Genomic DNA, 12743 nt, shown 5'->3' on the forward strand with positions numbered 1-12743 from the left:
GTCTCCATACATTCGGGCTCAAGGCGACCAGACCACCACGTCGTCCACCGCATACAGCTTGCAGGGCAGGCCGGCGCGCTGGCAATTGCCCATGGCCCGCCCCACCGCATAGTCACCCTTGGCGAAGCCATAGCCGCCGCGCGCATTGACAGCGATCGCGCGTGGCGACGGCAAAGCCAGGAACTTCCCATACGCGGCTTGCTTCAGGGCGTCGCGCACCGGCAGCTTGCCCACATCATCCACTTTGGCGAAGTCGGTGGCTGGCGGTTTTCTCACAATCGCGTCCTGCGTGAAACCCAGCTTGGCCAGGAAAGCATCCACCACGGGCAGCCAGTGGTCCATGTCGCTGCCAAAGCCGGCATGGCCATCGTCACCAAAGGCGGGCAAGCCCTTGAATTCAGCCTGTGCGCCGGCCTGTGTCCAGGCCTGGTGCCAGCGTTTGGGCAGGTCTTCGCCCCAGTACTTGTCATTGGCCCAGTACAGCCACAGCATGGGCGCCGTGGCGTTCTTGGCCAGCTGGCCCCAGTGGTAGGTCAGCGCCGACGGGCTGCAGGGCCGGCCCGGGCTTTTGTCCGGGTTGCCGCCCACGCCGCCAGCAAAGTTGATGCCGCCCAGCAGGCCAGCCGGCTTGCGGCCCACGGTGGCCACGCTGGTGAAGCCACCCACCGACTGCCCGGCCACGAGCCAGCGCGAGGTGTCGGCATACGGCAGCATCTTGGCAAACTCCAGGGTCGCCAGCACCTGGTCCGACACCGCTTGGGATGACGGCTCTACGCGCAAAGCGTTGCAGGCCCCGGTGTCCTCAGGATCGAAGGGGCCGTAGGTTTCCCAGTAGCCCACCCGCGTGGGCGCCAGCACCACAAACCCCTTGGCCACAAAGTAACGGGCCGCCGCCTCGGGGTGCCAGCGGCCCTGGGCGCCGCGCTTTTCAGACACCGCGCGGCCATGGTTCAGCACCAGCACCGGGTAGGGGCCGTTGCCCGCCGGGCGGTAGATGGTGATGGGCATGGGGCGGGACTCTTCGCGCCCATACAGATCGCGCAGCTTCACCTGGATGCGCACGATTTCCTCGCGCAGGTCAAGCGCCAGCGCCGGCTCAGGCTCAGCCTGCGCGGCGGCTTGCGCCAATGCCGCGCCCGCGCTGGCCCAACATGCCGCCAGCAGCAACAACCGACAGGCGATGCGCAGTGGGTTCATGCAGCCCCGCAGCTCACATGCGGAACACGCCGAAACGGGTGTCCGGTATCGGCGCGTTCAGCGTGGCACTCAGGCCCAGCGCCAGCACGCGGCGGGTGTCGGCCGGGTCGATGACGCCGTCGTCCCACAGCCGGGCGGTGGCGAAGTACGGATGGCCCTGCTCTTCGTACTGGGTGCGTATCGGCGCCTTGAAGGCCTCTTCCTCCTCCATGCTCCAGCTGCCGCCCTTGGCCTCAATGCCGTCGCGCCGCACGGTGGCCAGCACGCTGGCGGCCTGCTCGCCGCCCATCACCGAGATACGGGCGTTGGGCCACATCCACAGGAAGCGCGGCGAGTAGGCGCGGCCGCACATGCCGTAGTTGCCGGCGCCAAAGCTGCCGCCGATGATGATGGTGAACTTGGGCACCTGGGCGGTGGCCACGGCCGTGACCATCTTGGCGCCGTTGCGGGCGATGCCCTCGTTCTCGTACTTGCGGCCCACCATGAAGCCGGTGATGTTCTGCAGGAACACCAGCGGAATCTTGCGCTGGCAGCACAGCTCGATGAAGTGCGCGCCCTTCAGCGCCGATTCGCTGAACAGGATGCCGTTGTTGGCGATGATGCCCACCGGCATGCCCTCCACGCGCGCAAAGCCGCACACCAGCGTGGTGCCGTAGCGCTGCTTGAACTCGTCCAGTTCGCTGCCGTCGACGATGCGGGCGATGATCTCGCGCACGTCAAACGGCTTGCGCGTGTCGGTGGGGATGACGCCATACAACTCGCTGGCCGGGAATTTCGGCGGCACGGCGGCCAGCGTGGTCACGCCAGGCTGCTTGCTGGCATTCAGGTTCTTGATGGCGGTGCGCGCCAGCGACAGCGCATGCAGGTCGTTCTGCGCCAGGTGGTCGGCCACGCCGGACAGGCGGGTGTGTACGTCGCCACCGCCCAGGTCTTCGGCGCTGACCACCTCGCCGGTGGCGGCCTTCACCAGCGGCGGGCCGCCGAGGAAGATGGTGCCCTGGTTCTTGACGATGATGGACTCGTCACTCATCGCCGGCACATAGGCACCGCCGGCCGTGCACGAGCCCATCACCACGGCGATCTGCGCAATGCCCTGGGCGCTCATGTTGGCCTGGTTGAAGAAGATGCGGCCGAAGTGGTCACGGTCGGGGAAGACCTCGTCCTGGTTCGGCAGGTTGGCGCCGCCCGAGTCCACCAGGTAGATGCAGGGCAGGCGGTTCTGCTGCGCCACCTCTTGCGCGCGCAGGTGCTTCTTCACCGTCATCGGGTAATAGGTGCCGCCCTTCACAGTGGCGTCGTTGCAGACGATCATGCAATCCACGCCGCTGACCCGGCCTATGCCGGCAATGACGCCGGCGCAAGGCGCGGCGTCCGTACCATCGCGGTCCGGGTACATGCCCAGCGCGGCCAGTGGTGACAGTTCCAGAAAAGGCGTGCCGGGGTCCAGCAACATCTGCACACGATCGCGCGGCAGCAGCTTGCCCCGTGCAGTGTGCTTGGCGCGCGCCGCGTCGCCGCCACCCAAGGCGGCCTGGGCCAGCTTGGTCTTCAGGTCATCCACCACCGCCTGCATGGCGGCGGCATTGGCCTGGAACTCGGCGGAACGGGCGTTGAGTTGGGTCTCCAGAACAGGCATGTTGTTGTGCTTTCCAAAACCCGGCACGGCGGCCGGCAAGGGCAGGTATCCGTCACACTGGCAAATTGACGTTTACGTAAACGTCAATTGTGGCATGTTTCCGCAGTTTTTCGTTGGCCGGACTCACGCCATCAGCATGGTAGGCAAGTCTGCCATGTGGGTAAACACCCGGCTGGCGCCGGCCTGCAGCAAGGCGTCGCCCTGGCCGTCCGGCGCGTAGCCCAGCACGGTGGCGCCGGCAGCCACCCCGGCGGTGACGCCGGTCACCGTGTCCTCCACCACCGCGCAGGCACCGGCCGGCACACCCAGCGCGGCGGCAGCGGCCAGGTACACGTCCGGGAACGGTTTGGAGCGCGGCGTTTCGTGGCCGCTGAATGTGCGTCCCTGGAAAAAAGGCATCAGCCCCACTTTGTTCAATTGCAACTCCATCTTGCCCCGGTCCGCACCGGAAGCGCAGGCAATGCGGCCTGACCATCGCGCATGGATGGCGCGCACCGCATCCAGCGCGCCGGGTATGGGCATCAGCCGGAGTCGCAATTCCCGGTCGCGCTGTTGCTGGAAACCGGCCAACCAGGCGCGGTCCACCGTATGGCCGGTGTACTGGCGAATGATGGCCACCTCGTCCATGATGGATTTGCCCACGAAATGCCGCATGCACTCCTGCAGGGTCAGCGTCCAGCCCAGTTCTTCGAGCAAGTCGCGCAGCACGCCGATGGTGATGGGTTCGGAATCGACCAGCACGCCATCGCAGTCGAACAAAACGGCATCGAATTTCAACATGGTGACCTCTGGTGGGTGGTAGCAATTGGTAGCAATTGGCAGGCGTAGCGAGCACAAATCCTGACACACAATAACCGAAGCGACCTCAGCGCCATGCCACCCGCCTCGCCCATGTCCCGACCGCTCCCCGCCCTGCCCCGTTTGCGCGTCACCGCACGCTGGTGGCCGCTGGCCCTGGCCGTTGTGCTGCTGCCTGCCGGCGCAGCGCCACCCAAGGTGGGCGCCTGCCAGATCCTGCCATCTGACCACATCTTCAACACCCGCATTGACGCGCTTCCGGTCCACCCGAACTCAGCCGCCTACCTGCAGACCATCAGCAGCGGCACGCGCAACCTGCACCTCGATCTGGGCACATCGGAGAACATGGCCAGCGCCAACTACTATGGCATTCCGTACAACGCCGCCAGCGGCGGTGCCACCACATGGCAACCGCTGTTTCATGCCAACGGCTGGCCCGATGAAAGCGATTGCGCCAAAGCCGACCACAGCATCGCCAGCCCCTGCGTCAACACCGGCAGCCAGGCGCTGATGCCCATGCCCGCCAGTCCGAAAGTGGAAGGCGGCATCGCGTCCAACCCGGCGGTCGAGGGCGACCACCATATCCTCTCCATTGACCTGGACCGGTGCGTGTTGTGGGAGGCGTATCACAGTTACCCACGTACCGGTGGCGGCTGGAATGTGCTGTCCAGCGCCGCCTTTGATTTGAAGAGCAACGCCCTGCGCCCCGCCGGCTGGACATCGGCCGACGCGGCGGGCTTCCCCATCATGCCCTTGCTGCTGCGCGCCGATGAAGCCAGCGCCGGCGAGATCAACCATGCGCTGCGCTTCACCATCCAGTCCAGCAAGATCCGCGCGGCCTATGTGTGGCCGGCCCGGCACCTGACCAGCAACGGCGGCAGCAGCAGCGCCAAGCCGGCCATGGGCCAGTTGTTCCGGCTGCGCGCCGACTATGCCATTCCCGCCAACTACACGGTGCAGGCGCAAGCCATATTGACGGCGATGAAGCGCTACGGCATGTACATCGCCGATGGCGGCTCGGATATGTACGTGACAGGCGAGCCCAGTGCTCAGTGGCAGGACGCCACCATCAGCCAGGTGCAAAGCGTGCCGCACACCGCGTTCGAGGCGGTAGACCTGGCGCCCATCATGGCGCGCACCGGCTTCAATGCCAATTCAGCAGCCGTGCCACCGGCCAATGGCACCTTCAGCATCACGCCCAATGTGGTGCGCAGCGGCAACAGCCTGAGCTTGTCGGCCACGCTGACCGTGTCCAGCGCGGACCAGGGGCAAGCCGGTTTTCTGTACCTGGTGGCCTGGGCCCCGGCATTGGGCGGCCTTTGGGCACTGACGCCCCAGGGTTGGCAGCCCGTGGTGGGCGGTGGCATTGCGGCCTATGCCAACACCCCACTGGGCACCCACAACCTGACGGTATTGACCGGCCTGGATGTGTCCAGCCTGGCCGGTCTGATGATTTTTGCCGGCTACGGCCTCAGCACAGCCGATCTGCTGGCCGGCAGCAAGTTTGCGCTGATCTACAACCAACCCTAGGCCAACACTGCGGCCGAACAAGACAGCGCCGGATTTCAGCCCGGCATGTCCATTTTTTCGGCGTCCATCTTGCCATGGACGACCTGCATGGTCCCGGTACTGTGCGGCGACAGCCCGAAAGCGCGAACATTGCGGCGCAATTCGGCCGGGTCCAGCTCGTTCCAGGCCAGGCCGCAGTCCAGACAGGCCAGCGACTCGTCGCCGGCCAGCACCACCGGCTTGCCCAGCAGCGCCCTGAAAAAGCCACGCTGCGGGTAAAAGCGCGCCGACTCGCCCAGCGAGCCACGCACCACCTTGCGGCTGCTGCAGCGCAGGCAGTACAGGCCGCGCACCACTGAATTTTTCGTCATCATGTCGCCCCCTGTTCGGCTACTGGATGTCGCCATCCACATAGTACCAACGCCCATGCTCGCGCACGAAGCGGCTACGCTCGTGCAACCGATGGGCACGGCCGCCAGCGTCGCGGCTGCGGGCGACGAACTCCACCTGTGCGTGATCAGCATCCTGCTGGCTGGTGGCGCGCACTTCCAGGCCCAGCCATTTGATGCCGGGCTCCACCGTCAGATCCGCTGGCCTTGTGCTGGCATGCCAGGTGGCGCGCAGGTAGTCCACATCGCCCAGCACGAAGGCGCTGTAGCGCGAGCGCATCAGCGACTCAGCGTCCGGCGCCGGCACCCCGTCCCCATGCCCCAGGTAGCGGCCGCAGCACTGAGCCAACGCCAAGCCGCGGCCGGCGCGGTCCTGGCGGCCGCAGGGGCAGGCGGCGGTGTTTGCGGCGGGGGCGGCGGCCACGTTGTCAGCCCGCACCCTTGCGCGCCTTGCGCTGCTCCAGCGTCTCGGTGGGCGCGCCCTGCTTCACCCACTCGGCGTAGCCGCCGTCGATGTGTGCGACGTTGCGCATGCCCATGTCCTGCAAGGTCTTGGCGGCCAGCGCGCTGCGCCAGCCGGCGCCGCAGAACAGCACGTATTCCTTGCTGTCGTCGCCCAGCGCCGGTTTGAAATACGGCGATTCCGGGTCAACCCAGAACTCCAGCATGCCGCGCGGCGCGTGCAAAGCACCCACGGCCGTGCCATCGGCCAGCTCGCGGATGTCGCGGATGTCCACCAGTTGCAGGCGCGGCTCACCCAGGCGGGCCTTGACCTGCTCCACCGAATAGGTGGTGACCTCGGCCATGGCCTGCGCCACCAATTGTTTGTAACCCACGGACAAGGCCATTTTGTGCATTCCTTCACGGATTGTGGAGCATCAGTATCGCGCAGCGCCCGTGGTGCAGCGCCCGTGGTGCAGCGACGGCGAAGCACGGCCGATACAAAGGATACAGAGCGAAAACGTCTGCGCACCCGAGGTCGCGCACACTGCCACCATCATGAAATTGATACCGCTTTCCGAAGTCAGCCACACCCTGTTGCCCGGCGCCACCCTGCCCTGGGGGGTGCGCGATGGCGACGGCAACCTGCTGCTGGCCAAGGGCTTTTTGCTGCGCGACATGGGCATGCTGAACACACTGCTGACGCGCGGCATGTTCGTCGACGTGGTGGACACCGAAGCCGGGCGCGACGAGCCAGGGGCGCCGCAACCGAGCATGAGCGACCGCTGGGCCAACCTGGAATCACGGCTGGGCAGCGTGCTGCGCTCCAGCACCGAGCGCTACTTCCTGCAGCGGGTGGAGGAATCGGTAGAGATGTTGGCCGGGCTGACCGAAGGCAACACCGACCTGCTGCTGTTCCTGATCCTGCGGCACGACCACTCGCGCCCGGCCAACTATGGCGTGGTGCATTCGCTGCACACCGCCGCCCTGTGCGGCCTGCTGTCACGCCGCCTGGGCTGGAACGAGGGCCGGCGCCAGAGCCTGCTGGGCGCCGCACTGACCATGAACATCGCCATGCTGGACCTGCAAGGCAACCTGGCGGCGCGCAGCGGCGGCTTAACGCCGCAGGAGCGCCAGCTGATCGACGACCACCCCAGCGCCAGCGCCCGCATGCTGCGCGAAGCCGGGCTGGCCGACGAGGACTGGCTGGACGCGGTGGAGCAGCACCACGAGGTGCCCGGTGGCAGCGGCTACCCGAACCGGCTGACGCAGCCGTGCGAGATGTCGCAGTTGCTGCGCTTCGTCGACTGCTTCACCGCCAAGCACAGCCCGCGCGGCGGCCGCAAGCCGCAACCGGCCCAGAAGGCGGCGCGCGAACTGTTCACGCAGAGCAATGGCAACGCCATGGCGGCGCTGATCATCAAGGAATTCGGCATCTACCCGCCGGGCTGCCACGTGCGGCTGGCCAGCGGTGAGCTGGCCATCGTCACCCAGCGCGGCGCCAGCGCCAACACGCCGGTGGCCGCCGCCATCACCAACAAAAAGGGCGAGCCCATGCAGCAGCCGCTGCGCCGTGATACCGCCAAGCCGGAACACGCCATTGTCAGCAGCGTGCCGGAAGAGCAAGTGATGGTGCGGGTGCCCGTCGAAAAACTCTACGACCGGAAATCGAACCGTTGAGCAACTAAGCCAGCGCCCGCTGAATGATGATTTTCTGCACGTCCGACGTGCCTTCGTAAATCTGGCACACCCGCACGTCGCGGTAGATGCGCTCCAGCGGAAAGTCGCTGACGTAACCATAGCCGCCCAGCGTCTGGATGGCCGCCGAGCACACCTGCTCGGCCATCTCGCTGGCAAACAGCTTGGCCATGGCGGCTTCCTTCAGGCACGGCAGGTTGGCGTCGCGCAGGCTGGCGGCGTGCCAGATCAGCTGCCGCGCCGCCTCGATTTTTGTCGCGCACTCGGCCAGCCGGAACCCCACCGCCTGGTGGTTGAAGATGGGCTGGCCGAAACTGGTGCGGTCCTTGGCATAGGCCACCGCCACGTCCAGCGCACTGCGCGCCATGCCCACGCTTTGCGCGGCGATGCCGATGCGGCCGCCTTCCAGGCCACCCAAGGCGATCTTGTAGCCCTCGCCCTCGGCACCGATCAGGTTCTCGGCCGGGATGCGGCAATTGTCAAAATTGATCTGCGCGGTGTCGCTGCTGTGCTGGCCCAGCTTGTCCTCCAGCCGCGCCACCACGTAGCCGGGGGCGTCGGTGGGCACCAGGAAGGCGCTCATGCCCTTCTTGCCCGCGCCCTTGTCGGTGACGGCGATGACGATGGCCACATGGCCATTCTTGCCGCTGGTGATGAACTGCTTGACGCCGTTGAGCACATAGCTGTCGCCGTCTTTCACGGCGGTGGTTTTCAACGCCGACGCGTCGGAGCCGACATGCGGCTCGGTCAGCGCGAACGCGCCCAGCATGTGCCCCTGCGCCAGCGGCACCAGCCACTTGGCCTTTTGTGCGGCGCTGGCGTAGCGCATCAGGATGGCGTTGACCGGGCAGTTGGTGACGCTGATGACGGTGCTGGTGCCGCCATCACCGGCGGCAATCTCTTCCAGCACCAAGGCCAGCGTGACGTAGTCGAAATTGGCGCCGCCAAACTCCTCGGGCACGCAGATGCCGTAGGCGCCCAGCGCGGCCAGGCCCTGGTGCGCTTCCTTGGGGAAATGGTGCTCCTTGTCCCAGCGCGCGGCGTGGGGCCACAGTTCGGCCTGGGCGAAATCGCGCACGGCGTCACGCACCATCTGCTGGTCTTGGGTCAATAACATGTCAGCGCTCTTCTCTGGCGATGGTTGGACAACGTTCCATTATGGTCCAGCCCCGGCAGGTAAAATTGGCCGCAACGGGCTCAGCCCCACCCCTCGCTCATGACAGCCTCCCGTACCGTCAGCATCTCCTCCGTCACGGGCGACCACACACTGTCACCTGGGCAAAAAAAATTCAATGGCCTGATCGCCAAGATCGATATCCAGCGCAAGCTGCTGGCCGAATGGAATGCCGGCATTCCGCTCTACCGGCAACGCCACGCCAGCGAGGTGATGCCTTTGCTGGCGGCCTACCAGGCGCTGAACGCGGAACTGGCCCACCTGCTGGACCAGCGTGTGGACCAGAAGAGCTTCAACCGGGCCGACCGCGACACCCTGCGCGAAACGGTTCGCGACATTGCCGTGCAAATGATGCATGGCCCCTACCTGGACGACATGAAGACGCTGTACAACCGCAACAGCGACACCGATTTCGAGGCCGACCAGCTGCTGGCGCGAAAGGCCTTGAAGGCCATGGTGGAAGAAGAGTTTGGCGTGAAGTTGGGCGAGGACATTGACCTGAACTCCCCGGAGGCCCTGTTTCAAAAGCTGCAAAGCGAAATGCAGGCCCGCGACAACGAACAGCAACGCGACGAGCCCCCCAAGCGGCGCGGCAAAACCAGGCCCTCAGCCAAGCAGCTGAAGGCGCAAGCCGAGGCTACCGATGCCAGCCAGTCGGTGCGCGAGGTGTACCGCAAACTGGCCAGCGAACTGCATCCTGACCGGGAAACCGATGCCACGCAACGTGAGCGCAAGACCGTGCTGATGCAAAAGGTCAACCAGGCCTACGCGGCCAAGGACTTGCTGACCCTTTTGCAGTTGCAGCTGGATATCGAGCAGATCACGCCGCTGGCCCTGAACGGCATTGCCGAAGACCGGCTGAAGCACTACATCAAGGTGTTGACGACCCAGTTGGCGGAGCTGCAGACCGAGGTGGGCGAGGTGGAGCACGCGTTCAGGCAGCAATTCAACCTGGACCCCGATGAACGCCTGGCCCCGGCCCAGCTGCCAAAGCTGCTGGCACGCCAGAAGCAGGTGCTTCAGTACGACAGCGCGCAACTGCAACGGCAGTTGCGCAGCCTGGCAGACGACGCCCACCTGAAACTGTGGCTGAAGCAGCGCCGCCAGTCGGCGCGGCACAACGACGAGGATGAGTTGCTCGCGGGCCTGGTGAGCCAGTTCCGTTAGTCGCCCCACCGCGTCGCGGGTTACCGCAGTGCGTCGTCCCAGATGTTGCGCGCCCAGGCCATGGCGAAGCCGGCTTCCGCCTCGCTGGGCGTGGCCGATGCGCCACTGGAACCTGGCACCTGCACGTAGGTCTTCTTCGCGGCGTCATAGGCATGCACGCCAGCCACGTGGAGGACTTCCTTGTCAGAGACAAAGCTGTAGCACACACTGGTCAGCATGGCCTTGTCGTTCAACGACCGGCCTTCCAGGCCGTCCAGCACGGCGGCGGCACAGGCCTTGGCATGCTGGTTGGCCATGTGGGCCGACTTGGCCATGGCCGGCGCGATCTGCACCGCGTCGCCCAGCACGTGCACGTCCCTGGCCTGGGTGGAGGCGAAGTTCAGAAAGTCCACCTCGCACCACCTTTTGTTGATGTTGGCCAGGCCAGATGTCAACGCGATGTCACCCGCGCGCTGCGGCGGAATCACATTCAGCACGTCGGCCTTGACCTCGTCGTTGAACTCGGACACCGCCGTCAGCGTGGCCGCATGCACGTCGGCCAGCGTGAAATTGGGCCGGTAGTCGATGATGCCGGCATAGCGCTCGGCCCACAGGCGTTTGAACTGCCGGCCTTCGGCCACCACGTCTTCATTGGCGTCCAGGATGATGAGCTTGGATTTGGGTTTGCTGCGGCCCAGGTACAGCGCCACCTGGCAGGCACGCTCATACGGCGCCGGCGGGCAGCGAAACGGCGTCAACGGGATGCTCATCACAAACACGCCACCATCCGGCATCGCCTGCAACTGGGCGCGCAACGTGGCTGTCTGCGGGCCGGCCTTCCAGGCGTGCGGCACGCGCGCCTGCGCCTCGGGCGTTTGCAGGCCGGGCAACTGCTCCCACATGAAGTCCACGCCGGGGGACAGGATCAGCTTGTCGTAGGCCAAGGTCTGCCCCTGGCCCAGGCGCAAGTTGCGCTGACCAGCATCCATGCCCACCACGCTGTCGCGCACTACCCGGATGCCGCGTGCGGCCAGGCCGCTGTAATCCAGCGTCAGCTCCGACAGTTGCCGTGAGCCGCTGAGCACCAGGTTGGACAAGGGGCAGGAGACAAAGCTGGCATTGGGCTCCACCAGCGTCACGGCCACACGGTCCTCACCCCACAACTGCAAGTATTTGGCCGCCGTGGCGCCGCCATAGCCGCCGCCCACCACCACCAGATGCGGCTTGGCACCGCCAACCAGCGGCGCGCCGGCGGCCACGCCGGTGGCCAGCGCGGCGGCACCGCCCACCAGCAGCGTGCGCCGTTTCATCATGGCTTGCCTTTCGCCGCTGGCGCAGCGGCACGGTTAGCAAGATAAGCGGCGAGCAACGCCAGCTGCTCATCGCTGTACCCCTTGGCGACCTGCTGCATGATGGTGGCGCTGCGCGTGCCCGCCTTGAAGGCACGCAGGCTGGCCAGCAAGGCCTGCTGGGTTTGGCCAGCCAGCGCCGGCACGCTGGGCAACGTGGCCTGGCCGCTGCTGCCGTGACAGCCGGCGCAGCTGGCGTACAGGCGCTGAGCGGCATCCGGCCCGCCGGCCGCATGCGCCATGCCGGCCGACAGACCCAGCCCCAACAGCACGATCAGCAGCCCATCTTTCATGTCGGGTTTCTCCAGCCTGGTGCGGACGCTACGGCCGCACCCCGGGTGATTCCATCGCCATGCCCTTGGCGCGCGCGGCCAGGTACAGCTCCAGCTCCACCAGCTCTTGCGCATCATAGGCCGGCGCCTCGGCGCGCACGCCACTGATGCAATTGCGCAGGCGCCGCTGCAGCGAACCCATGGCCTGCCACTCCAACCGGTAGATCGGGTAGGCGTTGGCGTGGCCCTGCGGGATGGGGCTGCCGCCCAGCTTGCCGCCCGCGTGCTGGTCATGGCACTGGGCACAAGACAGGTTCAGCTGGCCCATGCGCTGCGTGAACAGTTGGCGACCGCGCTCGGTGGGCGCGGCCAGGCGCGCATCGGCCGGCGGGCTGACCGGCAGGCCGCGCGATTGCAGCGCCACATAGCTCTCCAGCGCCAGCAGTTCGCGGCTCTCGGCGCGCCAGGGCGTGGCCTGCTGGTGCTTCACCTGGCACTGGCGCAGGCGTTGGCTCAAGCTCAGCACGGTGCCGCTGGCGGTGTCAAAGGCCGGAAAGCGCGCCGCCACGCCGCGCATGCTCTGGGCGGCGTCGCCATGGCAGCCGGCGCAGGACTGGTTGGCAGCGCCTGCTTTGGTGCGCCACAGCGCTTCGCCATCGGCCACCCACAACATGCCGGGGTTCTGGCTGTCGTCGCGCTGCATGACCTGCGTGGTGGGGCTCATGAACTCGGCGCCGGACTTTCTCGGGTCCTGCGCGCTCACGGTGCCGACCCATGCCAGCAACAGCCCCAGGACGACAGACCTCATGGGCTGACCGCCAGTACACGGGTTTCGCTGTGGGCAAACCCGTTGTCACCCACCCATCGGAAGGCCAGCACGCCGGGTTCGTCAGGCGTCAGGAAGAAGGCGATGTAGGGGTTGGCGGCAATCGCAGGGTGCAGGTCGGCGGCAAACACCAGGTCGTTGTTGTAATGGCAGGTGAAGCGGCGGATGATGTCGCGCGGCAGCACCCGGCCATCGGCACCAGGCCGGTAGCCGGTTTCCATCGGGTGGCTGACCAACGCCCGCACCTCGATGGGCTGGCCGCGTTTGGCGGTCAGGGGCACGGTGATCAAGGCACGTGTGGCCATGGT

Annotated in this window: 14 protein-coding genes; 3 read left to right on the plus strand and 11 right to left on the minus strand. The window is 66.4% G+C overall.

Translation table 11 applies throughout. The features are described 5' to 3' along the window. Positions 1–18 precede the first annotated feature (18 nt). The 3 genes from AC1DX2_RS20820 to AC1DX2_RS20830 form a co-directional block, all read right to left on the minus strand. Positions 19–1197, minus strand: coding sequence for a dienelactone hydrolase family protein (locus AC1DX2_RS20820; protein WP_477198309.1), 1179 nt, complete (start codon positions 1195–1197; stop codon positions 19–21). Positions 1198–1210: 13 nt separating this feature from the next. Beyond that, positions 1211–2833 carry a carboxyl transferase domain-containing protein gene (locus tag AC1DX2_RS20825; protein ID WP_477198310.1) on the minus strand — a complete coding sequence of 541 codons (1623 nt, stop codon included), beginning with the start codon at positions 2831–2833 and terminating at the stop codon, positions 1211–1213. Positions 2834–2956: 123 nt separating this feature from the next. Beyond that, complete coding sequence (locus AC1DX2_RS20830) at positions 2957–3613, minus strand: HAD family hydrolase (RefSeq protein WP_477198311.1); 657 nt, start codon at positions 3611–3613, stop codon at positions 2957–2959. A gap of 111 nt (positions 3614–3724) precedes the next feature. On the opposite strand from AC1DX2_RS20830, the gene AC1DX2_RS20835 reads away from it, so the two are divergent. Further along, positions 3725–5161 carry a hypothetical protein gene (locus AC1DX2_RS20835; protein ID WP_477198312.1) on the plus strand — a complete coding sequence of 479 codons (1437 nt, stop codon included), beginning with the start codon at positions 3725–3727 and terminating at the stop codon, positions 5159–5161. Between the two features lie 35 nt (positions 5162–5196). On the opposite strand, the gene AC1DX2_RS20840 is transcribed toward AC1DX2_RS20835, so the two are convergent. From AC1DX2_RS20840 to AC1DX2_RS20850, 3 genes are read right to left on the minus strand one after another with little or no spacing between them, the layout of a single operon-like run. After that, positions 5197–5511, minus strand: coding sequence for a hypothetical protein (locus tag AC1DX2_RS20840; RefSeq protein WP_477198313.1), 315 nt, complete (start codon positions 5509–5511; stop codon positions 5197–5199). Between the two features lie 19 nt (positions 5512–5530). Then, the gene (locus tag AC1DX2_RS20845) at positions 5531–5968 is read right to left on the minus strand and encodes a YchJ family protein (RefSeq protein WP_477198314.1); all 438 of its coding nucleotides are present in this window, start codon (positions 5966–5968) and stop codon (positions 5531–5533) included. Next, positions 5958–6377: a rhodanese-like domain-containing protein gene (locus AC1DX2_RS20850; RefSeq protein WP_477198315.1), complete on the minus strand. Its 420-nt coding sequence runs from the start codon at positions 6375–6377 to the stop codon at positions 5958–5960. The genes AC1DX2_RS20845 and AC1DX2_RS20850 overlap by 11 nt, the downstream gene beginning before the upstream one ends. Before the next feature lie 151 nt (positions 6378–6528). Here AC1DX2_RS20850 and AC1DX2_RS20855 point away from each other — a divergent pair, with 151 nt between their 5' ends. Next, complete coding sequence (locus AC1DX2_RS20855; RefSeq protein WP_477198316.1) at positions 6529–7650, plus strand: HD-GYP domain-containing protein; 1122 nt, start codon at positions 6529–6531, stop codon at positions 7648–7650. Between the two features lie 4 nt (positions 7651–7654). On the opposite strand, the gene AC1DX2_RS20860 is transcribed toward AC1DX2_RS20855, so the two are convergent. Then, a complete protein-coding gene (locus tag AC1DX2_RS20860) occupies positions 7655–8785 on the minus strand; it encodes an acyl-CoA dehydrogenase family protein (RefSeq protein WP_477198317.1) in 1131 nt (376 codons plus the stop codon). Positions 8786–8884: 99 nt separating this feature from the next. On the opposite strand from AC1DX2_RS20860, the gene AC1DX2_RS20865 reads away from it, so the two are divergent. Continuing rightward, the gene (locus tag AC1DX2_RS20865) at positions 8885–10009 is read left to right on the plus strand and encodes a J domain-containing protein (protein WP_477198318.1); all 1125 of its coding nucleotides are present in this window, start codon (positions 8885–8887) and stop codon (positions 10007–10009) included. A 20-nt stretch (positions 10010–10029) separates the two neighbouring features. Here the strand turns inward: AC1DX2_RS20865 and AC1DX2_RS20870 are convergent, their stop codons facing one another. From AC1DX2_RS20870 to AC1DX2_RS20885, 4 genes are read right to left on the minus strand one after another with little or no spacing between them, the layout of a single operon-like run. Then, on the minus strand, positions 10030–11298 hold the full coding sequence (locus AC1DX2_RS20870; protein ID WP_477198393.1) for an NAD(P)/FAD-dependent oxidoreductase: 1269 nt from the start codon (positions 11296–11298) through the stop codon (positions 10030–10032). Continuing rightward, the gene (locus AC1DX2_RS20875) at positions 11298–11630 is read right to left on the minus strand and encodes a c-type cytochrome (RefSeq protein ID WP_477198319.1); all 333 of its coding nucleotides are present in this window, start codon (positions 11628–11630) and stop codon (positions 11298–11300) included. The genes AC1DX2_RS20870 and AC1DX2_RS20875 overlap by 1 nt, the downstream gene beginning before the upstream one ends. A gap of 28 nt (positions 11631–11658) precedes the next feature. Further along, entirely contained in the window at positions 11659–12417 is a 759-nt protein-coding gene (gene soxA / locus AC1DX2_RS20880) for a sulfur oxidation c-type cytochrome SoxA (RefSeq protein ID WP_477198320.1), read from the minus strand. Next, positions 12414–12740, minus strand: a complete 327-nt coding sequence (locus AC1DX2_RS20885) for a thiosulfate oxidation carrier complex protein SoxZ (protein WP_477198321.1) — start codon at positions 12738–12740, stop codon at positions 12414–12416. Before AC1DX2_RS20885 ends, soxA begins: the two co-directional genes overlap by 4 nt. Between the last annotated feature and the right edge of the window lie 3 nt (positions 12741–12743).

It is taken from the genome of Hylemonella sp. P2_B10 (assembly GCF_056404875.1).